The 20,539-nt window shown below is 61.6% G+C and carries 24 protein-coding genes; 12 read left to right on the forward strand and 12 right to left on the reverse strand.

Going from position 1 to position 20,539, the window contains the following annotated elements:
• Positions 1-116 precede the first annotated feature (116 nt).
• Complete coding sequence (locus AAFO90_RS14105; protein ID WP_347509777.1) at positions 117-1,136, reverse strand: ribose-phosphate pyrophosphokinase; 1,020 nt, start codon at positions 1,134-1,136, stop codon at positions 117-119.
• 107 nt (positions 1,137-1,243) lie between these two features.
• Between AAFO90_RS14105 and AAFO90_RS14110 the strand changes: the two genes are divergently transcribed.
• Together AAFO90_RS14110 and AAFO90_RS14115 are read left to right on the forward strand one after the other, a co-directional pair.
• Complete coding sequence (locus AAFO90_RS14110; protein WP_274837806.1) at positions 1,244-1,837, forward strand: 2-hydroxychromene-2-carboxylate isomerase; 594 nt, start codon at positions 1,244-1,246, stop codon at positions 1,835-1,837.
• A gap of 7 nt (positions 1,838-1,844) precedes the next feature.
• Positions 1,845-2,690: an alpha/beta hydrolase gene (locus AAFO90_RS14115; RefSeq protein WP_347509778.1), complete on the forward strand. Its 846-nt coding sequence runs from the start codon at positions 1,845-1,847 to the stop codon at positions 2,688-2,690.
• Positions 2,691-2,706: 16 nt separating this feature from the next.
• Here the strand turns inward: AAFO90_RS14115 and AAFO90_RS14120 are convergent, their stop codons facing one another.
• On the reverse strand, positions 2,707-3,132 hold the full coding sequence (locus AAFO90_RS14120; protein WP_347509779.1) for a hypothetical protein: 426 nt from the start codon (positions 3,130-3,132) through the stop codon (positions 2,707-2,709).
• A 98-nt stretch (positions 3,133-3,230) separates the two neighbouring features.
• On the opposite strand from AAFO90_RS14120, the gene AAFO90_RS14125 reads away from it, so the two are divergent.
• Positions 3,231-4,082: a LysR family transcriptional regulator gene (locus tag AAFO90_RS14125; protein ID WP_347509780.1), complete on the forward strand. Its 852-nt coding sequence runs from the start codon at positions 3,231-3,233 to the stop codon at positions 4,080-4,082.
• 13 nt (positions 4,083-4,095) lie between these two features.
• Here the strand turns inward: AAFO90_RS14125 and AAFO90_RS14130 are convergent, their stop codons facing one another.
• The 5 genes from AAFO90_RS14130 to AAFO90_RS14150 form a co-directional block, all read right to left on the reverse strand.
• Positions 4,096-5,127, reverse strand: a complete 1,032-nt coding sequence (locus AAFO90_RS14130; RefSeq protein ID WP_347509781.1) for a beta-eliminating lyase-related protein — start codon at positions 5,125-5,127, stop codon at positions 4,096-4,098.
• On the reverse strand, positions 5,127-5,600 hold the full coding sequence (locus AAFO90_RS14135; RefSeq protein ID WP_274830156.1) for a YcgN family cysteine cluster protein: 474 nt from the start codon (positions 5,598-5,600) through the stop codon (positions 5,127-5,129). The genes AAFO90_RS14130 and AAFO90_RS14135 overlap by 1 nt, the downstream gene beginning before the upstream one ends.
• Entirely contained in the window at positions 5,597-6,529 is a 933-nt protein-coding gene (locus tag AAFO90_RS14140) for a bifunctional riboflavin kinase/FAD synthetase (protein WP_347509782.1), read from the reverse strand. Before AAFO90_RS14140 ends, AAFO90_RS14135 begins: the two co-directional genes overlap by 4 nt.
• A gap of 75 nt (positions 6,530-6,604) precedes the next feature.
• Positions 6,605-7,048: a MaoC family dehydratase gene (locus tag AAFO90_RS14145; RefSeq protein ID WP_347509783.1), complete on the reverse strand. Its 444-nt coding sequence runs from the start codon at positions 7,046-7,048 to the stop codon at positions 6,605-6,607.
• Positions 7,049-7,163: 115 nt separating this feature from the next.
• Positions 7,164-8,039: a TIGR01459 family HAD-type hydrolase gene (locus AAFO90_RS14150; RefSeq protein ID WP_347509784.1), complete on the reverse strand. Its 876-nt coding sequence runs from the start codon at positions 8,037-8,039 to the stop codon at positions 7,164-7,166.
• Positions 8,040-8,285: 246 nt separating this feature from the next.
• On the opposite strand from AAFO90_RS14150, the gene AAFO90_RS14155 reads away from it, so the two are divergent.
• Positions 8,286-8,852, forward strand: coding sequence for a hypothetical protein (locus AAFO90_RS14155; protein ID WP_347509785.1), 567 nt, complete (start codon positions 8,286-8,288; stop codon positions 8,850-8,852).
• Here AAFO90_RS14155 and AAFO90_RS14160 read toward each other — a convergent pair.
• The gene (locus AAFO90_RS14160; RefSeq protein ID WP_347509786.1) at positions 8,784-9,722 is read right to left on the reverse strand and encodes a helix-turn-helix domain-containing protein; all 939 of its coding nucleotides are present in this window, start codon (positions 9,720-9,722) and stop codon (positions 8,784-8,786) included. The genes AAFO90_RS14155 and AAFO90_RS14160 overlap by 69 nt on opposite strands.
• 92 nt (positions 9,723-9,814) lie before the next feature.
• Here AAFO90_RS14160 and AAFO90_RS14165 point away from each other — a divergent pair, with 92 nt between their 5' ends.
• A complete protein-coding gene (locus tag AAFO90_RS14165) occupies positions 9,815-10,219 on the forward strand; it encodes a GFA family protein (protein WP_347509787.1) in 405 nt (134 codons plus the stop codon).
• Positions 10,220-10,269: 50 nt separating this feature from the next.
• Here the strand turns inward: AAFO90_RS14165 and AAFO90_RS14170 are convergent, their stop codons facing one another.
• Together AAFO90_RS14170 and AAFO90_RS14175 are read right to left on the reverse strand one after the other, a co-directional pair.
• Positions 10,270-11,190, reverse strand: coding sequence for a manganese-dependent inorganic pyrophosphatase (locus AAFO90_RS14170; RefSeq protein ID WP_347509788.1), 921 nt, complete (start codon positions 11,188-11,190; stop codon positions 10,270-10,272).
• A gap of 183 nt (positions 11,191-11,373) precedes the next feature.
• Positions 11,374-12,357, reverse strand: a complete 984-nt coding sequence (locus AAFO90_RS14175; RefSeq protein ID WP_347509789.1) for a TraB/GumN family protein — start codon at positions 12,355-12,357, stop codon at positions 11,374-11,376.
• 115 nt (positions 12,358-12,472) lie between these two features.
• On the opposite strand from AAFO90_RS14175, the gene AAFO90_RS14180 reads away from it, so the two are divergent.
• From AAFO90_RS14180 to AAFO90_RS14210, 7 genes are all read left to right on the forward strand, one after another.
• The gene (locus AAFO90_RS14180) at positions 12,473-13,138 is read left to right on the forward strand and encodes a DUF2161 family putative PD-(D/E)XK-type phosphodiesterase (protein WP_347509798.1); all 666 of its coding nucleotides are present in this window, start codon (positions 12,473-12,475) and stop codon (positions 13,136-13,138) included.
• A gap of 217 nt (positions 13,139-13,355) precedes the next feature.
• Positions 13,356-13,643 carry a co-chaperone GroES gene (locus AAFO90_RS14185; RefSeq protein WP_065272891.1) on the forward strand — a complete coding sequence of 96 codons (288 nt, stop codon included), beginning with the start codon at positions 13,356-13,358 and terminating at the stop codon, positions 13,641-13,643.
• A gap of 66 nt (positions 13,644-13,709) precedes the next feature.
• Positions 13,710-15,359 carry a chaperonin GroEL gene (gene groL, locus AAFO90_RS14190; RefSeq protein WP_065272892.1) on the forward strand — a complete coding sequence of 550 codons (1,650 nt, stop codon included), beginning with the start codon at positions 13,710-13,712 and terminating at the stop codon, positions 15,357-15,359.
• Between the two features lie 189 nt (positions 15,360-15,548).
• Positions 15,549-15,908 carry a hypothetical protein gene (locus AAFO90_RS14195; protein WP_274830147.1) on the forward strand — a complete coding sequence of 120 codons (360 nt, stop codon included), beginning with the start codon at positions 15,549-15,551 and terminating at the stop codon, positions 15,906-15,908.
• A gap of 36 nt (positions 15,909-15,944) precedes the next feature.
• Entirely contained in the window at positions 15,945-16,817 is an 873-nt protein-coding gene (locus AAFO90_RS14200) for a DMT family transporter (RefSeq protein ID WP_347509790.1), read from the forward strand.
• A gap of 39 nt (positions 16,818-16,856) precedes the next feature.
• The gene (locus tag AAFO90_RS14205) at positions 16,857-17,654 is read left to right on the forward strand and encodes an alpha/beta fold hydrolase (protein ID WP_347509791.1); all 798 of its coding nucleotides are present in this window, start codon (positions 16,857-16,859) and stop codon (positions 17,652-17,654) included.
• Positions 17,641-18,792: an alpha-D-ribose 1-methylphosphonate 5-triphosphate diphosphatase gene (locus AAFO90_RS14210; protein WP_347509799.1), complete on the forward strand. Its 1,152-nt coding sequence runs from the start codon at positions 17,641-17,643 to the stop codon at positions 18,790-18,792. Before AAFO90_RS14205 ends, AAFO90_RS14210 begins: the two co-directional genes overlap by 14 nt.
• A gap of 113 nt (positions 18,793-18,905) precedes the next feature.
• On the opposite strand, the gene AAFO90_RS14215 is transcribed toward AAFO90_RS14210, so the two are convergent.
• Positions 18,906-19,982 (reverse strand): 5-(carboxyamino)imidazole ribonucleotide synthase, encoded by a 1,077-nt coding sequence (locus AAFO90_RS14215; RefSeq protein WP_347509792.1) that lies wholly within the window; start codon positions 19,980-19,982, stop codon positions 18,906-18,908.
• The gene (gene purE / locus AAFO90_RS14220) at positions 19,975-20,475 is read right to left on the reverse strand and encodes a 5-(carboxyamino)imidazole ribonucleotide mutase (protein WP_065273762.1); all 501 of its coding nucleotides are present in this window, start codon (positions 20,473-20,475) and stop codon (positions 19,975-19,977) included. The genes AAFO90_RS14215 and purE overlap by 8 nt, the downstream gene beginning before the upstream one ends.
• Positions 20,476-20,539 lie beyond the last annotated feature (64 nt).

Genomic DNA, 20,539 nt, shown 5'->3' on the forward strand with positions numbered 1-20,539 from the left:
TGAGCATAGCTCTGCTGAGCACATCCCGGTAATCAAACGGCCCCGGCGAAGATCTCGCGCGGGGCCGGTGTTATTTCGGACTTCCGGTCGCTGCACCCAGCGGGGCGCGCAGGCCGTCAGACGTGGCTGTAAAGCGACTCGTAGATCGGGATCAGAGTTTTGTCCTCGAACAGGGAGGACACCGAGGTGCCGTGCCAGATGTTGAGGATGGCCTGCGTGAACAGGGGCGCTGTCGGCAGGATGCGGATGTTCGGCGCGGCCGCGACTGCGTCGGTCGGCTGGATGGTGTCGGTCAGAACCAGCGATTTCATCACCGAATTGGTGACGCGCTCTACTGCCGGCCCGCTCATCACGCCATGGGTGATATAGGCATGTACCTCACGTGCACCATTGTCGAGCAGCACTTGCGCCGCCTTGCACAGGGTGCCGGCGGTGTCGCACATGTCGTCGACGATCAGGCAGATCTTGTCTGTCACATCCCCGATCACGGTCATCTCGGCGATTTCACCGGGTTTTTCGCGGCGTTTGTCAACGATCGACAGGGGAGCGTTGATGCGTTTCGCCAGCTCGCGGGCGCGGGCCACGCCGCCGACATCGGGTGAGACCACCATCAGGTCTGCCATGTCGTCCTTGAACTGGTGTTTCACATCCAGCGCAAAGATGGGCGAGGCGTAAAGGTTGTCGACTGGAATGTCGAAGAAGCCCTGGATCTGGGCCGCGTGCAGATCCATGGTCAGGACCCGCTCGATCCCGGCGCCGGTCAGCATGTTGGCCGTCAGCTTGGCAGAGATCGGCGTGCGGGCCTTGGTGCGGCGGTCCTGACGGGCATAGCCGAAGTAGGGGATCACTGCAGTGGTGCGGCGGGCCGAAGAGCGGCGCAGCGCATCCGAGATGATCAGCAGCTCCATGAGGTTGTCATTGGCCGGGTTCGAGGTCGGCTGAATGATGAACATGTCCTCGCCGCGGACGTTCTCGTAAACTTCTACGAAGATCTCGCCGTCGTTGAACCGTTCGACACGGGCATCCACCAGCCCCTGATCGACGCCGCGGTGCAGGCTCATGCGGCGGGCAATGGAATTGGCGAGCGGGAGGTTGGCGTTCCCAGCGATAAGCTTGGGTTCGTTCATGGTCGGCATTGGCTGATATCCCCGGGCAGCAACAGCAATGTGTCAGATTCGTGATATTGAACCTCGCTTAGCATGCGCCTAGGTTCCAGCCTAGTTCAAAGCCGGAGAAAAGCGACATGGCAACCATTGATTTCTACTTCTCGACCCTGTCCCCTTACACATATCTTGCGGGAAACAGGCTCGAGCAGCTTGCCGCCGCGCATGATGCACAAATTACGTACAAACCGTTCGATATTCAGGCACTTTTCCCGCGGACCGGTGGAACCGCCCCGAAGGACCGGCATCCGGCCCGTCAGGAATACCGCCTGATCGAGATGGAGCGTCAGGCCAAGAAGCTTGACCTGCCGATCAACCTGAAGCCCGCACATTGGCCCACCAATGCTGCGCCGTCCTCCTATGCGATCATCGCAGCGCAGAACGCAGGGGGCGGTGATCTGGGCGCCCTGGTGCAGAGCATTCTGCGCGCCTGCTGGGCCGAGGAAAAGGACATCGCCGAGGATGCCGTGATCCGCGAGTGCCTGACGGCGGCGGGGTTTGATGCCTCTTTGGCAGACAGTGGCCTTTTGGCGGGCGCTGAGACGTACGGTCAGAACCTTGAAGACGCGGTTTCCGCTGGTGTTTTCGGTGCACCCTTCTATGTCACCGGTGATGGCGCCAAGTTCTGGGGCCAGGACCGGCTGGATGATCTGGACCGGCACCTGTCGGAGTAAGCCCTGGATGAAAGATCTGCCGCACGACCTGCCACAACCGGTATTCTCCCGCAGTTTCGGGGAGGGCGCCCGCCAGATGCTGGCGGTGCACTGCTCGCTGGCGCATTCCGGGACCTGGCGCGGTCTGTGCGAGGCACTGGAAGGGGCCGTGACCATCACGGCCTTTGACATGCTGTCCCATGGTCGCAGCCCGGATTGGGACCGGCAGGGTGACTATCAGGATCGTAACACGGCGGCAGGCCTGTCGCTGATGCCAAAGGGCCAGCCGATCGATCTGATCGGTCATTCCTTTGGCGCCACAGTGGCGCTGCGTATGGCGCTGGCCCGGCCGGAACAGGTGCGCAGCCTGACCCTGATAGAGCCGGTTCTGTTCCGGGTCGCGCTGGAGGATAATCCGGAAATGAGCGCCCGAGTTCAGGAGGAGAACAGGCCCTTCCTGGACGCTTATGAAGCCGGGGACGAGGCGCTGGCGGCACGGCTGTTCAACCGCAGCTGGAGCTCGGGCGCGCCGCGCTGGCCGGAACTGCCCGAGACCACCCGCGCAGCGATGACGCGGGCCATCCATATCGTTCCGGCCTGTGACGCGGCGGTCTATCAGGACCGGCCGGGGGTTCTGGCGCCGGGTGTTCTTGAGGCGCTCGATCTGCCGATCCTGCTGCTGCGCGGCAGTGAAACCAACCCTATCATCGGCGTGGTCAATGAGGGTCTGCTGCGCCGTCTGCCCAACGCCCGATCTGGGGTGATCGCGGGCGCCGGGCACATGGTGTCGATCACCCATCCAGCCGAAACCGCAGCCACGATTCGCACCTTTTGGACTGAAATGGACCGGGAAATGGCGCCGGAAGGCCGCTAAGGCCTCCCGCTATCCATCACAATGTGGTGATTGTGGTGACGGTCTCTCTGAAGAAATCGAGCTTACCGGCCTCCTCGTGAGAGGTTATATAGGTGAGGCTGCGCACCATACCGTCCCGCACGCCGTAGAAGAACTCTTGCTCAAAACGCGTCATCGCCCAGCCATTGCCGAGCGGCGTGGTGGAGAGGTCAAGAATACGCGTGCCCTTGGGGAAGACCTCTGTTCCCAGTCGGGCCAGCAGGCCGCCAAGCTCACTCACGCCATTTGCCTGCTGCCAGCTGGTGTCGGCCTCATCCTTGTAGTGATCGATGCGGAAATCGATGTCCTCGGCCAGAAGTCCGATGATTTCCGGATCTGCAGCCTCGAACAGGCGAAGGACCTGATCAATCACAGGGCCCTGAGAATGATCATTTGATGTAGGGGTGCCCGTGTGGATGTTCATGGTAAGCTCCACTTTCTTGCTGATGTAACGAGTGGGGTCTTTCTGGCAGACCGTAGGCCTATAGGTAATTGCTGGATCGGCTATCCATGGTATAGCTGATGCCTATGAATGATCTTGCGCCACTCAGGTACTTTCGCTCCGCTTATGAAACCGGAACCTTCAGCGCGGCGGCGCGGCTGAACGAGGTGCGCCAGCCGTCGGTCTCTGCCGCCATTGCCCGGTTGGAGGCGCATTACGGGGGGCCGTTGTTTCACAGGGGTGCTGCGGGGCTGGTGCCGACGGATCTGGGGCGTGAGCTGTACCAGATGGCAGGGGTGGTGTTGAACAGCCTCAACCAGATGGAGGATCGGCTGGCCCGTCGGGTGCGGCCCGTGCTGCGTCTCTATTGCTTTGCGGATGTGCTGACTTCGCCCTTTGAACAGGGGCTACGGGCAATCACCCGGGATGCGGAGGGCGCGGTGCTGCAGTTCACTGACGATGCGGCACTTGCCGATGTGGTGCTTTGCGCCGAAGACTGCGCGCCGCAGGGCATGCCGTTCCTATTTTTGTGGGAAGAAGGCTATGGCGTAGCCCTGCCTGTCGGGCACGCGCTGAGCCGGGAGGCCGAACTGAGCCTCGCGGATCTGGCTGAGGTGTCCATGATTGCGCGTCCCTATTGCCCCTCGGCAGATCTGTTCGGCGGGGTTCTGCAGGATCCTGACCCGGAAAAGGCTCTGCCTGTTGCGGCCAAGGCCATGCACGATGCCCAACTGCTGGATCTGGTCGCTGCCGGGCTGGGTGTGGCGCTGGTGCCGATGTCCCATGGCCGTGCTTCACGGCGGATCGTGGTGCGCCCGCTGCGCGACGCCAAGGATGTGCGCCGCCGGATGGGGATTGCCCACAGGCGGACCAGCTTTGCCGCAGGGGCGGCAGATCGGCTGGCTTCGGCGCTGACAGGGCAGGGCGCCTGAGGCGCAGGTCAGATTACAGAAGGTTCAAAAAGGCTGTGATCTCGTCCCGACTGATCGACCAGTCGCAGACGAAACGTGCGGTGACCATTTCATCCCCGGGACCATCCAGCGGGCCATCCCACAGGTGATAGACCGCGCCTGCATCCAGCAACCGCTGGTGAGTGGCGCGGGGCAGGGCGGCAAAGACCATATTGGCCTGCGGCATCTCCAGCGTGGCGCCTGCGGCCTGCAACCCGTCTGCCAGGAAGGCGCAGGAATCATTGGCAGCCTGCGCGCTGGATAGCCAGAGATCATCGCGCAGATAGGCCAGCATCTGCGCCGACAGATAGCGGTGTTTGGAGAACAGATGCGCCCCGCGTTTGCGGCGCAGTTCGAATTCCCAGGCGTGTTTGGGATCAAAGAAAATCACCGCTTCGACGCCCATCAGCCCGTTCTTGGTGCCGCCGAAGGAGACCACATCGATCCCCGCTTTCCAGGTCATGTCCGCAGGCGAGCATTTCAGCGACACCAGCGCGTTGGTGAAACGCGCGCCATCCAGATGCACCGGCAGGTCATAGTCCTTGGCCACGGCGCAGAGGGCGGAGAGTGCATCGGTGGTATAGACAGATCCGCGTTCGGTGACTTGTGTGATGGAGACCGGGCCGCGTTGCGGTCCGTGCACGCCGCGCACTTCCTCACCCGCGATGCTCTGGCGCAGGGCCTCGGCACTCATCTTGTCGCCGCCCGGCACCAGCGTCAGCTTGGCGCCACCGGTATAGAATTCCGGGGCGTTGCATTCATCCTCGTGGATATGGGCCACGGGGCTGCAAAAGATCGTCTGAAAGGGCTGCGATAGCGTTGCCAGCGCAAGGGAGTTGGCGGCGGTGCCGGTGGCGACAAGATAGATCGCTGCCTCGGGAGCTTCGAAGATATCGCGCAGGCGGTGGCGCACCGCCTCCATTTGAGCATCGGCGCCATAGCCCATGGCATAGCCCATGTTTGCCTCTGTCAACGCCTCCAGAACCTCGGGATGCACAGGGCCGGAATTGTCAGAGGCGAAAAACATCAGATGGGCTCCTCGATGATATGGTCTTCCCAGTCTTCTTCGGGGGTGTCGAATTCGGAAACGGTCATGCCCTGTACGGATACGCCTGCCTCATGCACGCTGTGCGGGCTGCCGGTTTCCAGCGGGTGCCATGCGGGCAGCGGTTTGCCCTCCCACAACAGGCGATAGGCGCAGGTTTGCGGCATCCAATAGGCGTGGGTGTCCAGATTGTCCGGCTTCAGCACGATACATTCGGGAATGAACTGGTGGCGGTTCTCGTAATGGGCGCAGCGGCAGGTCTGATCGTCCAGCAGGCGGCAGGCCACGCGGGTGAGGGCGACTTCACCGGTGTCTTCGTCTTCCAGCTTGTTGAGACAGCATTTGCCGCAACCATCGCAGAGCGCCTCCCACTCCTTCTGAGACAGCTTATCGAGCGGCTTTTTCTCCCAAAAGCGCGGGGTCAGGCCGGAGCGTTCAATACCAGATCGTTTCATGCGTTTGCCAGTATGTCGCGGGCCTTGGCGCAATCGGCGTCCATCTGCGCGATCAGCCCCTCCAGCCCGTCAAAGGTCATTTCGGGGCGCAGGTACTCCACCAGACCGACCGACAAGGTCGCTCCATAAAGATCACCGGTGAAGTCGAACAGGAAGGTTTCGATGTTGGGATGATCGCCATCGAACATTGGGCGCACCCCGACCGAAGCGGCGCCGTGGTAGCTGCCCTTGTGCGGGCCATCCAGCACATCGACCAGCACCGCATAGACGCCGAATGCGGGTGGGTGCAGCCCATCAATGGACATGTTTGCAGTGGGGAAGCCCAGATCGCGGCCGCGTTGTTCGCCGCCGATCACGGTGCCTTCGATGCGGTGCCAGTGCCCCAGCATCGCCGCGGCGTCGCGAGGGCGGCCATCGCTCAGCGCCTGGCGGATCGCGGTCGAGGAGACGGTATGTTCGGAATACTCCATCAGCGGCGCGATGGTGACGCCAAAGCCCAGATCCTGCCCAAAGCGGATCAGATCCTCGGCGGTGCCGGCGCGCCCCTTGCCGAAACAGAAATCGGCGCCCACCACCACGTGTTTCAGACCCAGACCTTCGGCCAGTACCTTGCTGGCAAAATCTTCCGGGGTCAGCCCGGACAGGGCGGCGTTGAAATTCAGCTGATAGAGCTTGTCCACGCCGAGTTTTTCCAGCCGCGATGCGCGCGCGGCGGCGGACATCAGGCGAAAGGGCGGCGCGGCGGGGGCAAAGAATTCGCGCGGATGCGGTTCAAATGTGACCACGCCCAGAGGAGCCTCCGGCGCCGCCTTGCGGGCCAGATCGATGACCGAGCGGTGACCGCGGTGAACGCCGTCGAAATTCCCGATCGCGGCAGAGGCGCCGCGATCCCGCTCTTCTACAAACTGATAGTCACGGATGATGCGCATGGCGCCTGCCTAGCGCCCTGTGGCGGGGCTTGCAAGCGCGCGATGTGCTGCCGTTGCGGACTGGGCCGTGCCTGGTCAGTCGAACTTGCGCGAGGGCGCCATCACCATGGCTTCGCCGACCAGAACCTTCTTGCCATCGACCATGCAGCGGCAATCGAGTTTGACCTGGCGTTTGTCGATCTGGATGTCGGTCACTTCGACCTCGGCCAGCACCATGTCGCCGGGGCGCACAGGGGCGAGGAATTTGAGTGATTGGCTCATGTAGATGGTGCCATGGCCGGGCAGCTGCTCCCCGATGACGGCGGAAATCAGACCGGCGGTCAGCATCCCATGGGCAATACGGCCTTCAAAGATGGTGTCGCGGGCATAATCGTCATCCATATGCACCGGGTTATGGTCGGTCGAGACATCGGCGAATTTCTGGATATCCTCATCCGTCACCACCTTCCGCAGGTAGCGGACCATGCCCATTTCAATGTCTTCGATGCAGATGGTTCCGCGTGGCAGGTTATCCAACATGCGCCCCTCCGGGTTGACTGGCTCGCGTAGATGCCTTTGAAATTTTTGGACGCATGGGCGCCCTGTTCTGCAACTTTATTACTTTGCAGTTGCAGAAAATCAAGGCTTTTCTGATCTAGCGCAGGCGACCGATGGTAAAGGTCGGCGCGCTGTTTTCCTTGGCCAGGTATGCAGTTAGCGCCTCTGGCTCTGGCTGGTGCGACGTTTTGGTTTCCGATGCCGCAAGCCCGCCCGAGATGAAGAGGGAATCAATTCCTTCCCCCATGGCGCCCGAAACATCGGTGTGCGGGCCGTCCCCGATGGCCAGAATGTCGCCATCGGCAATGTCCTTTCCCAGCTCCGCCAGGCGACGGCGGGCCAGGTCGTAGATCGGCGGATGCGGCTTGCCGAAATACAGGCTCTCACCGCCCATTTCCGTGTAAAGCCGCGCCAGCGCCCCGGCGCACCATTCCCGGGTTTCGCCTCGGTCCACCACGATATCCGGATTGGCACAGAGAAGTTTCATGCCTTTCTGCTTGGCATAAAGGAAATCAGCCCGGTTGACGTCGGGGTCGGCCATCGGATCAAAGGGGCCACAGCAGACGATGCCGGTTGCTTCCTGCAGCGGGACGCGGGTGATTTCGACAGGTGCGTCGATCACATGCAGAGGTTCAAAGAACCCCGCATCGCGTTGCCATTCCCCCATGAAATAGACCTTCTCCCCAACGGCCCCGGTGAACATCGCGGCCCGCGCGGAGTCGCCGGATGTCGCGATGGTGTCATAGGCGTCCTGTGGCACGCCGAATTGCGCCAGCTGCTCAGCCACACCGGCCCGCGGTTTCGGAGAGTTGGTGAGCAGTACCACAATGCCGCCGCGCTGGCGGTAGGCCTGAAGGGCGGCAACGGCTTCGGGGTAGGCGGTGATGCCGTTGTGCACACAGCCCCAAAGGTCCACGAACAGCGCCCGGTACGGATCGGAAACCTCGGCAAGCGTTTCGATGATGCGGGTCATGATCGGGTCCTTTCCTCTGTGAACCTGCGGGCGCGGCAATACGGCGCCAGATATGCCCGAGTTCCCATCCCCACGCCAGCTTGAATTCCCCGTGCCCGGTGCGGCGGGATTCGGCGCAAGACAGGATCTGGTGGCGAGTCTTCGCCTAGGCGGAGCAAGATATGGGCGGGTAGGGGTTTATTAAACATTCTAAAAACACAATGTGTGTGCGTGCGAACACGACAAGTGATCTGAAAAGGCATAGCAATGACATACAAAACCTTCACTCAACGACTTGCACCGGCAATGGCCGTGGCCGTCCTTGTGGCATCGACCCATCCGGTGCTCGCATCGCATGCAAACCCCTGGGCGGAAGAGGATGACGAGGTCCTGTCCCAGTATCACGATGAAAATCAGGCGGTTTCCGAAGACACCCCCGGCGAGGATGAGATGAACGGCGTCATGACCCGGAGCGCGCATGGCAAGCTGGGCACCGCGGGCAGTGACACTGGCCAGGGTACGGTGGCGGTCAAAGCGCCGATGCGGGCGGTGCCGGAAATGGCGGCGGTGGCCATGGCGGCGGCAACGGCGGTGGTGGTCAAGGTGGCGCCGGAAATGGCGGCGGGGGAGCCGGAAATGGTGGCGGAGGAAATGGCGGTGGCGCTGGCAATGGTGGCGGACACGGTGGTGGCCATGGCGGTGGTCGCGGCTGAACCTATTGGACCAGTGGCGCCTGGCGCCGCTGGTCAATCTACCGCGCCGTGGTTACGGGTATTGTTCCTCCCGAAAACTGTCGAGGGTTCGACCGGTTCTTTTCCGCATTGCGCGGCGTAGCGCGGTTGCATCAGCATAACCCACACGAGCTGCGATCTCATCGGCGGTCAGGCCACGGGTTCGGAGCAAACGGATTGCTTCCGTGACCCTTAGGGTCTGAACAAAGGCTGTCGGGGTCATCGCGGTAACGCGTTGCAGGTGCCGGGAAAAGGTGCGCGGAGACATGCCGCAGGCCGCCGCCAGTTCGGCAATGCTCACCTGTCGCCTGATGTTGCGACGTAAGAAGAGTTCGGCCTGCTGCAGATCGGGCGCTGCGGACAGCAAAGTGGCAACCGAAAGATAAGGCAACTGGCTGGGGCGGCTATCAGCCATCATGAAACGACGACAGTCTTCGGCAACGGCGAAACCGGCATAGCGTTCGATCAGGTGCAACAACAGGTCGATGTGGGAGAATGCAGCCCCGGCGGTGACCAGTAGGCCATCCTCCACTACAATGTCACGGCTGTTCAATCGGACCCTTGGGTACATGGTCTTCAGCAAAGGGGCCAGCCACCATGTTGTCGTGGCCACCCGACCGTCCAGCAACCCTGCCTGCCCCAAAGCAAAACAGCCCGAACAGGACCCGGCAATGATCGTTCCGGGCGCGGCCAGTTTGACCAGCGCGTCAGTTAGCGTGACGAACTGGACGGTTTGTGTCGTCTCACGCACCTCGCGTTCGGTCGCAAGACCCATCCCCGGCAGAATCACAAGCTGCGCCGAAGCATCCGGTGCAAGTGCCTGACTCGGAGTGAGTTGCCTGACCGTGAAATAGGGGGGCTTTCCGTTCATACGGGCAACCCGGTTGGCCGCCTCCAGCATGTCGCCCGAGATCGCGAGACTGGAGCGCTGGCAGGGATCGGGGCAAAGGATGATGGTGTCGATAGTGGGCATTTGTCCAATTTGGCCTGAAAGATGTCAAATACGACACTATGATGTCGACGTGCCCCTGTCCATCTTGTGGCAAAGCCAAAAGGAGAGACGTGATGAAAATGGAAGGTGGGTGTTTCTGCGGTACGCTACGCTACCAGGTAGAAGGCAGACCGTTGATGAAGGGGCAATGTCACTGCCGGTCTTGTCAGCACCGTTCGGGCGGCGCGCCGAATTTGTTCATGGTGATGCCGAAACAGGGGTTCAGTTACATCCAAGGGACCCCGAGACAGTTCCGGCGTGATGCAGCCGATGCGATGGTGACGCGCGATTTCTGCGAAAGCTGCGGCACGCATGTGGCCAACCACCGCGACGGTCTGGAGGCGGTGATTGTGAAAATCGGAACGCTTGACGATCCGGCCCGGTTCGGCGGCCCGAAAGTAGCGCTGTACCTGGCCGAGAAACAGGCATTCCACCACGTTCCCGACGGTGTGCATTGTTTCGATGGATTGCCGAGTTAAGAAAAAAGGCGCCCCAAGGGGCGCCTTTTCATAAGAAAATGTGCTCGAACTCAGACCTTGAGGTTCGGGATGATCTGCTTCTTGCGGCTCATCACGCCGGGCAGAACGACGGTGTCGCCTGTCGCATCTGCGTCAAAGCTTTTCTTGGCGACGGTTTTGACCAGATCGTTCGGCACCAGCAGGGTGGCTTCTTCGTTCAGGATGTCGACAACGAACAGCAGTACCTGATCCACGCCGTCTTCGCTGGCGACGGTGGTCATGCTGTCCATCAGGCTGGCCTTGCGGTCCAGAACGACGCCCGGCGCGGTGGTTTCCAGAACCGAGACGCGGAACTTGGTGCCGTCGACTTCGTATTCCTTGGAGTCCATGCGGATCAGCTCGGCATCGGAGAAGGAGGACACATCGGATTTCGCGGCGAACATCTCGGCTGCGTAGTCGGCAATGTTGATGCCCAGATCAGCGGCCAGTTTTTCGGCGACGGCGCGGTCGTGATCGGTGGTGGTGGGCGAGCGGAACTCCAGCGTGTCGGACAGGATGCAGGTCAGCGCGGCGCCTTTGATGGCTTCGGGCATCTTCGCCATGTCATCGCCGATCAGGTCGTGCATGATGGTCGCGGTGCAGGCCAACGGACGGATGGTGATGCCGATCGGACCTTTGGTTTCCAGACCGCCAACCAGCTTGTGGTGGTCGATGATGGCCTGAACGTCGGCGCCGTTGATGTTGGCGGGCAGTTCGGCCGGGTTGTTGGTGTCCACGATGACAACGGCCTGATCATCAGCCACGTCCGCGATGATCTCGGGCTTCTCGAGGCCCCAGCGCTGCAGCATGAAGGCGGCTTCGGTGTTGGGTTCACCCAGCAGTTTGGGCGCGGCGTCGATGCCTTTGATCTCGTTCAGGTACCAGGCCCAGACGATGGGGGAGCCGGTGGAATCAGTGTCGGGAGACTTGTGGCCGAAAACAAGCGTGGTCATGATGCAGTCCTATTACATAGCGGGCGATTTTGCGCGCCTTATAACAGGGCAGGGAGGTTTGTCACCCCGCCAGCGTTGCAGCTGTTGCGGGGCGGCCATGCAGGAGGCGCCGGGGACACGGTTTTGGGCGAAAGGTCGCACAGGAAACCGTATCACCTGAACGCACGGTACGACAGTCAGGTGTCAGAACGCGGCGCGTTGCAGATGATACCCCTGTTTGGCCAGCAGGTTCAGCACGCCATCCAGTCCCGGAAGATGCAGCGCCCCGACGGCAACGACGATGCGGTCGCCATCGGCAGCCTCGATCACCGGGACCCAGTTGTGGTTGCGCTCGCGGATCAGGAGTTGCATCGCCTCATCCCAGAGAGCCTCGGCCTCAGCGGCGGGCAGCTTGGTGTCGGCTTTAAAACGCTGCTTGGCCAGGGCGAGGTAATACCGGGCTTCTTCGTCGAAATAGCTTTCCGCCATGGTATGGTAATCATCGGGACTGCCGTTTCCGTACATCGATAATGTGGCGCGCATCTGCCGGACCTGTTCGTCCAGCGGGTGCAGGTTCAGCGTTTCGATCACCGTCAGCGGATCTTCGAGTGATGCCGTCGCAACACCGTTTTCATGCGCCAGCATCTCCAGGCGCCGGTCCATGCCGTCTTTGATTTGCTCCTTCTGTTTGAGGCACGGCGGCAGGGAAAGCGACAGTGACAGAAACCAGGGGCGCATCTTGGCGGCCATCCACGGCGGAATGCCACGCGCCGCGCTGCGTTCAGAGAGCAGCGCCCAGTCCTCTTCTCCCATGCGGTCGATCAGGGAGGGGCCTTCGGTGATCAGATACAGGGATGGGGTTTTCCCCATCTGTTTCTGCATGGCGGCCTGGTCTGCGCTCGTCGCTTCAAGCAGTAGCGTGTCGGCGCCGGTGATCAGTGGTCTCAGATCTTTGGTGATCTTCTCCATACGGGGATCATTGAGATGCATTGTGCCAATCACATGCACCCGGCGGGTGCCTTTGGTCGCAATCCAGTGGTTTCCTTCCTTGAAGGGCACATCGGCGAGGTCGGCCTGGATCTGTTCGCGCTCGGCCGGGCTCAGCGTCAGGCGAAGGTCGTTGCCGCCGCAGGCCGCAAACACCCCACCGGGCAGAAGGCAGAGGAAAAGAAGGAGGAAGGCGCGCATGGTATGTCCTTTTGTCTGTGGCCCTCATGCTATGGGCGGGCGGCACGCACGACAAGCAGGACGCGATCTTGCTTCTGTGGTTTTTCTTGCTGTCATCGCTGGTTATGCTGCGGGCATGGAAAAAGAAGAACAGCTGTATCCCCCCATCAAGGCGCTGCTGGAACGGCAGGGCTATGAAGTGAAGGGAGAGGTCGGTGCCGCCGATGTGGTGGCGCGGCGTGGGGGTGAGGATCCGGTGATCGTCGAGCTGAAGCTGCGGTTTTCCCTGTCGCTGTTCCATCAGGCCGTGTCCCGGCAGGCCGTGACGGATCTGGTCTATATCGCGGTGCCAAAACCAAAGGGTAAACAGGCGCGGCGGATGCTGAAGGACAACCTGTCCTTATGTCGGCGTCTTGGCCTTGGATTGATCACTGTTTTGGCTGATGGCCGGGCCGAAGTGCAATGCGATCCCGGCCCCTATGCATCGCGCAAATCCAAGGTCCGCAAACAGCGCCTGCTGCGGGAGTTCGACCGGCTGCGCGGGGATCCGAATTCCGGTGGCGCCACCCGCCACGGAATCGTCACCGCCTATCGGCAGGATGCCCTGGTCTGTGCCGCGCATCTGGCGCAGCACGGTGCCTGCAAGGGGGCTGAGGTAGCGCGTACAACCGGCGTTGGGCGGGCCACAACGCTGATGCGGGACAATCATTATGGCTGGTTCACCAAGGTCGAGAAGGGCATCTACGAGCTTAGTGAACAGGGGCGCAGCGGGTTAGCAGACTGGGATCACAGCCTTTCTTGAACAGGTCCGCAGGGCTCCTTCAGATTGCTGCGTTGCGGCAGTCTGATTTTCCACGCCGGATGGGTCAATTTTCTTGCATCAAACCTGTTGACTCGGCGCAGGCCGCTGCCTAGCTATTGCTCCGTTAGCACTCACCTGGTGTGAGTGATAACGCCTCTGCGGGGAGCAGGGGCAGACCAGATACAACAACCTTTGAGCCTATTAAGGAGCTGCAAAGATGGCATTGAAACCGCTTCATGACCGTGTGCTGGTGCGCCGCACCGAAAGCGAAGAGAAAACCGCTGGCGGGCTGATCATCCCCGATAGCGCCAAGGAAAAGCCCTCCGAAGGCGTTGTTGTCGCCACCGGCGAAGGCGCCCGCAAAGACAGCGGCGAGCTGATCGCAATGGCCGTCAAAGCCGGCGACAACATCCTGTTCGGCAAGTGGTCCGGCACAGAAGTTACCGTCGATGGCGAAGAGCTGCTGATGATGAAAGAAAGCGACATCATGGGCATCATCGAGTAAGCCCACCGGCTTCTCTGATCCCCTTTTATCGCTGACAACAAAAGATTTTCTCGAGGAGAAACAGATATGGCTGCTAAGGACGTCAAATTCGACACCGATGCCCGCAACAAGATGCTGAACGGCGTGAACGTTCTCGCTGATGCTGTCAAAGTGACCCTGGGCCCCAAAGGCCGCAACGTGGTTCTGGACAAATCCTTTGGCGCACCGCGCATCACCAAAGACGGTGTTTCGGTTGCCAAGGAAATCGAACTGGAAGACAAGTTCGAAAACATGGGCGCCCAGATGGTGAAGGAAGTTGCTTCCCGCACCAACGACGAAGCCGGTGACGGCACCACCACCGCAACCGTCCTGGCCCAGGCGATCGTGCGCGAAGGCCTGAAGCAGGTTGCTGCTGGTCTGAACCCGATGGACCTGAAGCGCGGCATCGACATGGCAACCGCCAAAGTCGTTGAAGGCATCAAAGAAATGGCTCGCCCGGTGAACGACTCCGCTGAAGTCGCTCAGGTTGGCACCATCTCCGCGAACGGCGAAGCCGAAATCGGCCAGCAGATCGCAGACGCGATGCAGAAAGTCGGCAACGAAGGCGTCATCACCGTCGAAGAAAACAAAGGCATGGAAACCGAGACAGACGTGGTCGAAGGCATGCAGTTCGACCGTGGCTACCTGTCGCCCTACTTTGTCACCAACCCGGACAAGATGATCGCAGATCTCGACGACTGCATGATCCTGCTGCACGAGAAGAAACTCTCCTCCCTGCAGCCGATGGTTCCGCTGCTGGAGCAGGTCATCCAATCGCAGAAACCGCTGCTGATCATCGCGGAAGACGTTGAAGGCGAAGCGCTGGCAACTCTGGTTGTCAACAAACTGCGCGGCGGCCTGAAAATTGCAGCTGTCAAGGCACCGGGCTTCGGCGACCGCCGCAAGGCTATGCTGCAGGACATCGCGATCCTGACCGGTGGTCAGGTCATCTCCGAAGATCTGGGCATGAAGCTCGAGTCCGTGACCATGGACATGCTGGGCACCGCCAAGAAAGTCGAGATCACCAAAGACGAGACCACCATCGTCGACGGTGCAGGCGAGAAGGCCGAGATCGAAGCACGCGTTGCTCAGATCCGCACCCAGATCGAAGAAACCACCTCGGACTACGACCGTGAGAAGCTGCAAGAGCGCGTTGCCAAACTGGCAGGCGGTGTTGCTGTGATCCGCGTCGGCGGCATGACCGAAGTCGAAGTGAAAGAGCGCAAAGACCGTGTGGATGATGCTCTGAACGCGACCCGCGCAGCCGTGCAGGAAGGCGTGATCGTCGGTGGCGGTGTTGCTCTGGTTCAGGCCGGCAAGGCACTGGAAGGTCTGGAAGGTGCAAACTCCGACCAGAACGCCGGTATCGTGATCGTGCGCAAGGCTATCGAAGCGCCGCTGCGCCAGATCGCCGAGAACGCAGGTGTCGACGGTGCGGTTGTGGCCGGTAAGGTCCGCGAAAGCTCCGACAAGAACTTCGGCTTCAACGCTCAGACCGAAGAATATGGCGACATGTTCTCCTTCGGCGTGATCGACCCGGCCAAAGTGACCCGTACCGCGCTGGAAGACGCAGCCTCGATCGCAGGCCTGCTGATCACCACCGAAGCCATGGTTGCTGACAAGCCGTCGAAAGATGGCGCAGCTGGCGGCGGCATGCCCGACATGGGCGGCATGGGCGGCATGGGCGGCATGATGTAAGTCACGCCATCCAACCGGATGATTTTGGGGGTCGCCTTCGGGCGGCCCCTTTTTCTTTTCTTGGGAGAGAGCGTGCCTCCTTGCCTGTTTTTCGCTCCAGACCTGCGCCATTACCGAAATATTTTGATTTTCTTCGAAGTTGTCCCGTACGCTGAACCCGTTCAAAAAAATTGTGCACTGGGGGACGTGATGAAGGGATTGGCACTGCTGGCGGTTGTTGCTGCCACTTTTGGAGCTGTCGAGGCAGCAAAGGCGGACAGTCTGAAATGGACGATCCGCAGCGATTATCCGCATATCGTAAGTCTGGAATTCTACAGTCAGGACTATCGCCGTGCCTGGCCCGGAGACGGTCAGGTCTATATCGTCGACGACTACGATGTGCGCGAATATAGCCTCAGCTGTGAGACCGGCGAGACGATCTGCTATGGCGCCTGGGTGCGCGGCGACAGCAACAAGTATTGGGGCGTCGGTCTCAACAATTCACAAAGATGCAATGACTGTTGCTACACCTGCGGATACGGTGATACCGACCTGCGTATTCTGAACTGATAGGCGGGTCATTCCGGCCTGAAACGGAGGCCGGTGATGAAACTCGTTGTTCTGGTTCTGCTCGTCCTGATTGCCTTTGCGGCGAATTCGGTTCTGGGCCGCATGGCCATCGGCTGGGGCTATATGGATGCGATGGGATTTGGCCTGCTGCGCCTTGCTTCTGGCGCCGTAGCCCTGGTGCTTCTGGTCGCGCTGCAAGCGGCCCGGTCACGAAGCAACAGGGCGGGGGAGACGCCGGTTGCAGCATGGAAAGACGCCCTGCTGGGCGGGGCGGCTCTGACCCTCTATATGATTGGATTTTGTCTCGCTTATCAGGGGCTTGATGCTGGTCTTGGCGCGCTGGTCCTGTTTGGCGTGGTGCAGATTTCCATGTTCGGCTGGGGCGCGCTGCGTGGCAGTCGGACAACGGCTGGTCAGGTATTGGGGGCCTTGGTGGCGTTTGCGGGTCTCGCCTATGTGGTCTGGCCCAGCGGCCCGGTGCAGGTGCCGCCGGGGGCTGCTGCGCTGATGACGCTCAGCGGTCTGGGCTGGGCGGCCTATACCCTGCTTGGGCGTGGCGCGGGCGATCCTTTGCGGGCCAGCGCGATGAATTTTGTGGTCGCAACCCTGATGATGCTGCCTTTCATGCTGTTTGCGGCGGCATCGCTTCATGCCTCGCCCGAAGGTATCCTGCTGGCGGTGATATCCGGGGCTGTCACCTCGGGGATGGGCTATGCGCTTTGGTACCGCGTCTTGCCCGAATTGCAGCCTGCGGTCGCGGCAACCATCCAGCTGAGCGTGCCGATCATTGCCATTCTGGGGGGCTTTGTGTTTCTGGCCGAACCGGTGGGGCTGCGGCTGGCGCTGGGAACCTGTGCTGTCCTTGGCGGGATCGCCCTGGTGATCTGGAGCGCACCGCGCGCGCGATAGGGGCTTTTCGCTGGCGCGGTGCATGTCTATCTGATCTGCATGAAACGTCTTCTGTCCCCTGTTCTTGCAGCGCTGTCCCTGTTGCTGCCTCTGCCCGCTCTGGCGGATTGCGCCATCCTGCTGCACGGGCTGGCTCGCACGGAATCGTCCTTCTCGGTGATGGAACAGGTTCTGGAGGGGCGCGGCATCACCGTGCAGAGCCCGGGCTATCCTTCGACCGAGGAACCTGTGGCCGTGCTGGCCGAACAGACGCTGCCTGATGCCTTTGCGGCCTGCGGCGAACAGCCGGTGCATCTGATTACCCATTCGATGGGCGGCATTCTGGTGCGGCAATGGCTGCAGGACAACCGACCGGAAAATCTGGGCCGCGTTGTCATGCTAGCGCCTCCGAACCATGGTAGCGAACTGGTGGACGAACTGGGCGACTGGGAGGTGTTTGGCCTGCTGCACGGACCGGCGGGTTTGCAGCTGGGCACCGGGCCGGAGAGCCTGCCGAACCGGCTGCCGCCTGCGGATTTCCCCTTGGGGATTATAGCGGGGAACCGCTCGCTCAACCCGGTGTGGTCCAGTCTCATTCCCGGTCAGGACGATGGCAAGGTTTCGGTTCAAAGCACCCGGCTCGAAGGGATGGCCGATCACATCGTACTGCCGGTCACCCATACATTTATGATGAACAATCCTCTGGTCATCGCCCAGGCGCTACATTTTCTGGAGCATGGCCGGTTCGATCCCGAGATCACCTGGCTTGATGCGGTGCTTGGCCTGCCCGACGGCCTGTGCGATGAGGGCGCGTGTACCGACAAGGCGGCAAAGGAGCCGGGAGCTGATGACACTTGAACTGACGCTGCAGGGCGCCGATGTGCTGCTGCCTGAGGGGCTGGTGCCGGGCGCGGAACTCTCACTCGCGGAGGGGGCAATCGTCGCGGATCGCGCCGGTCGCGCGGTGGATCTGTCTGGTTATCTGGTACTGCCGGGCATCATCGACCTGCACGGCGACGGGTTCGAACGCCATCTTGCCCCCCGGCGCGGCGCGATGAAGCAGATGGACGAGGGCGTCATCGCTGCCGAGGCAGAATTGGCAGCCAACGGTATCACCACGGCGGTTCTGGCGCAGTTCCACAGCTGGGAAGGCGGGCTGCGCGCGCCGGACTATGCCGACCAGGTCTTTGCTGCGATCACTGCTGTGCGGGACCGGGTAGTGACGGATATCCTACCACAGCTGCGGTTCGAGACTCATTTGCTGGATGACTACGCGGGCCTGCCTCAGCGTATTGCGGCGGCCGGAGTGGGCTATGTTGTTTTCAATGATCACCTGCCGCATGGTCGGCTGGCAGCGGGAAAGAAGCCGCCCCGGCTTGTGGGGCAGGCGCTGAAGGCGGGGCGCAACCCGGAGGTCCACTGGCAGATGCTGCAGGATATGCACGCCAGATCGGATGAGGTGCCTGCTGCTCTGGATGCAATCTGCGCCGAACTTGGCGCTATGGGCGTGCGTCTTGGAAGCCATGATGACCAAAACGCGGCCATGCGGGCCGAATGGCGGGATCGCGGTGTGCGGATCAGCGAATTTCCGGAAACATTAGAAGCGGCAGAGGCGGCACGGGCCGGGGGCGATCATATCATTCTGGGCTCCCCAAACGTGGTGCGGGGTGGCTCGCATAAGGGCAATGTGTCTGCGGTGGAGCTGATTGCGATGGGGCTGTGTGATGCGATTGCCTCGGACTATCACTATCCCAGCCCGCGCCGCGCTGCGCTGATGCTGGCCCGTAGCGGGCTGCTGGATCTGGCAGTGGCCTGGGATCTGGTGTCAAAGGGCCCTGCCGAAGTTCTGGGGCTGGAGGATCGCGGACAGCTGGCGCCGGGTAAGCGCGCCGATGTGGTGATCCTTGAGAAGGACAGCCAGCGGGTCGCGGCCACCCTGTCGGGCGGGCGCATCAGCTATATGAGCGGCGAGATCGCAGCGCGCTTTCTAGGCTAACCTTCAAACGGGTAGGGGGGGAGCGCAGCCTCTCACGCCCGGCTGGCGGGCCCTCGGTGCTGCGCCCGAAACCCGCCATTGGCGAATTTCGGATGCGTGCGGCTGGCGAAGTGTTATTTCTGCGCGCTTATGACCCGGTTGATATGGCCCATCTTGCGCCCGGGTTTGGCGTCGGCCTTGCCATAGAGATGCAGGGCGCAATCGGGTTCCCGCGCCAGATCGGGGATACGGGTAACGTCATCGCCAATCAGGTTCTCCATCACCACATCGCTGTGCCGCTGACCGTCGCCCAGCGGCCAGCCGACCACTGCGCGGATGTGCTGTTCGAACTGATCCACCGCGCAGCCGTTCTGGGTCCAGTGACCGGAGTTGTGGACGCGCGGCGCGATCTCGTTGATCACCAGCCCTTTGGGGGTGACGAAGAGCTCGACCCCCATGACGCCGACATAATCGAGCGCGTTCAGGATTTTCGCCGCCATCAGCACCGCATCCATGCGCTGGCTCTGGCTGAGGCGGGCAGGCACGGTAGTGGTGTGCAGGATGCCGTCGCGGTGCACGTTCTCGCCGGGATCGAAGCAGGCGACCTCTCCGCTAGGGCTGCGCGCGGCAATCACCGAGGCTTCATGTGTGAAATTGACAAATCCTTCGAGAATGGCTGGCGCACCGGCCAGCGAGGCCAGCGCGGGGGCGGCGTCCTCTGCGGCCATGATCCGCGCCTGCCCCTTGCCATCATAGCCAAAGCGCCGCGTCTTCAGGATCGCGGGCGCGCCGATCTCTGCCAGCGCCGCATCCAGTGCGGCCTGATCTGGGATGTCGGCAAAGGGGGCGGTTTGCAGGCCTAGATCCTGCAGGAAGGCCTTTTCCGTCAGCCGATCCTGCGACACACGCAGGGCTTCGCGCCCGGGGCGGATCGGGCGGTGCTGCTCCAGCACATCCAGCGCCGCAGTGGGGATGTTTTCGAACTCATAAGTGATCACATCCACCGAGGCGGCAAAGGCGGCCAGCGCGGCCTCATCCTCATAAGGTGCGGTGGTGACCCTGTGGGCTACATCGCCTGCCGGCGGGTTGGCGCCGGGTTCAAAAATATGCGTCTTGAAGCCAAGGCGGGAGGCCGCAACTGACAGCATGCGCCCCAGCTGACCGCCGCCGAGAATTCCGATTGTTGCGCCGGGCTGCAAAGGATCAGTCATCGACGGGTTCCTCCGGGATCGAGGCAGAAAGGGCTGCGCGCCAGTCGTCCAGACGGGTGGCAAGCGCGGGATCCTGCAGGGCGAGGATGCCAGCGGCCATCAACCCGGCATTCGCAGCACCGGCGGCGCCGATGGCCATGGTGGCGACGGGAAACCCCTTGGGCATCTGCACGATCGAATAAAGCGAATCCACACCCGACAGCGCCCGCGTCTGCACTGGGACGCCTACCACCGGAACGCGGGTTTTCGAGGCAACCATGCCGGGAAGATGCGCCGCGCCACCAGCGCCGGCGATGATGACCTGCAAACCGCGTTCTGCCGCGCTCTTGCCATAGGTCCACAGCCGGTCAGGGGTGCGGTGCGCCGACACGATTTTTGCCTCGTAGGGCACGCCCAGTTCATCCAGAATCGTGGCGGCCTCTTTCAGGGTGGGCCAGTCTGACTGGCTGCCCATGATGATGCCCACTTTGATGTCAGCGGTGGTTTCAGGCATGTGATCCGGTCCTGTCATGCCGCAGGCCTGCATGGGGCCTGCTGGGGTGGAAGGAGCGCGCACT

It is taken from the genome of Phaeobacter sp. CAU 1743 (genome assembly GCF_039839315.1).
Taxonomy (GTDB): domain Bacteria; phylum Pseudomonadota; class Alphaproteobacteria; order Rhodobacterales; family Rhodobacteraceae; genus Phycobacter; species Phycobacter gallaeciensis_A.

What these genes read in the sequence shown, in the direction of transcription:
- AAFO90_RS14105 (WP_347509777.1), bottom strand. Translation starts at nt 1,136, where the DNA reads ATGCCGACCATGAACGAACCCAAGCTTATCGCTGGGAACGCCAACCTC.
- AAFO90_RS14110 (WP_274837806.1), top strand. Translation starts at nt 1,244, where the DNA reads ATGGCAACCATTGATTTCTACTTCTCGACCCTGTCCCCTTACACATAT.
- AAFO90_RS14115 (WP_347509778.1), top strand. Translation starts at nt 1,845, where the DNA reads ATGAAAGATCTGCCGCACGACCTGCCACAACCGGTATTCTCCCGCAGT.
- AAFO90_RS14120 (WP_347509779.1), bottom strand. Translation starts at nt 3,132, where the DNA reads ATGAACATCCACACGGGCACCCCTACATCAAATGATCATTCTCAGGGC.
- AAFO90_RS14125 (WP_347509780.1), top strand. Translation starts at nt 3,231, where the DNA reads ATGCCTATGAATGATCTTGCGCCACTCAGGTACTTTCGCTCCGCTTAT.
- AAFO90_RS14130 (WP_347509781.1), bottom strand. Translation starts at nt 5,127, where the DNA reads ATGTTTTTCGCCTCTGACAATTCCGGCCCTGTGCATCCCGAGGTTCTG.
- AAFO90_RS14135 (WP_274830156.1), bottom strand. Translation starts at nt 5,600, where the DNA reads ATGAAACGATCTGGTATTGAACGCTCCGGCCTGACCCCGCGCTTTTGG.
- AAFO90_RS14140 (WP_347509782.1), bottom strand. Translation starts at nt 6,529, where the DNA reads ATGCGCATCATCCGTGACTATCAGTTTGTAGAAGAGCGGGATCGCGGC.
- AAFO90_RS14145 (WP_347509783.1), bottom strand. Translation starts at nt 7,048, where the DNA reads ATGTTGGATAACCTGCCACGCGGAACCATCTGCATCGAAGACATTGAA.
- AAFO90_RS14150 (WP_347509784.1), bottom strand. Translation starts at nt 8,039, where the DNA reads ATGACCCGCATCATCGAAACGCTTGCCGAGGTTTCCGATCCGTACCGG.
- AAFO90_RS14155 (WP_347509785.1), top strand. Translation starts at nt 8,286, where the DNA reads ATGACATACAAAACCTTCACTCAACGACTTGCACCGGCAATGGCCGTG.
- AAFO90_RS14160 (WP_347509786.1), bottom strand. Translation starts at nt 9,722, where the DNA reads ATGCCCACTATCGACACCATCATCCTTTGCCCCGATCCCTGCCAGCGC.
- AAFO90_RS14165 (WP_347509787.1), top strand. Translation starts at nt 9,815, where the DNA reads ATGAAAATGGAAGGTGGGTGTTTCTGCGGTACGCTACGCTACCAGGTA.
- AAFO90_RS14170 (WP_347509788.1), bottom strand. Translation starts at nt 11,190, where the DNA reads ATGACCACGCTTGTTTTCGGCCACAAGTCTCCCGACACTGATTCCACC.
- AAFO90_RS14175 (WP_347509789.1), bottom strand. Translation starts at nt 12,357, where the DNA reads ATGCGCGCCTTCCTCCTTCTTTTCCTCTGCCTTCTGCCCGGTGGGGTG.
- AAFO90_RS14180 (WP_347509798.1), top strand. Translation starts at nt 12,473, where the DNA reads ATGGAAAAAGAAGAACAGCTGTATCCCCCCATCAAGGCGCTGCTGGAA.
- AAFO90_RS14185 (WP_065272891.1), top strand. Translation starts at nt 13,356, where the DNA reads ATGGCATTGAAACCGCTTCATGACCGTGTGCTGGTGCGCCGCACCGAA.
- groL (WP_065272892.1), top strand. Translation starts at nt 13,710, where the DNA reads ATGGCTGCTAAGGACGTCAAATTCGACACCGATGCCCGCAACAAGATG.
- AAFO90_RS14195 (WP_274830147.1), top strand. Translation starts at nt 15,549, where the DNA reads ATGAAGGGATTGGCACTGCTGGCGGTTGTTGCTGCCACTTTTGGAGCT.
- AAFO90_RS14200 (WP_347509790.1), top strand. Translation starts at nt 15,945, where the DNA reads ATGAAACTCGTTGTTCTGGTTCTGCTCGTCCTGATTGCCTTTGCGGCG.
- AAFO90_RS14205 (WP_347509791.1), top strand. Translation starts at nt 16,857, where the DNA reads ATGAAACGTCTTCTGTCCCCTGTTCTTGCAGCGCTGTCCCTGTTGCTG.
- AAFO90_RS14215 (WP_347509792.1), bottom strand. Translation starts at nt 19,982, where the DNA reads ATGACTGATCCTTTGCAGCCCGGCGCAACAATCGGAATTCTCGGCGGC.
- purE (WP_065273762.1), bottom strand. Translation starts at nt 20,475, where the DNA reads ATGCCTGAAACCACCGCTGACATCAAAGTGGGCATCATCATGGGCAGC.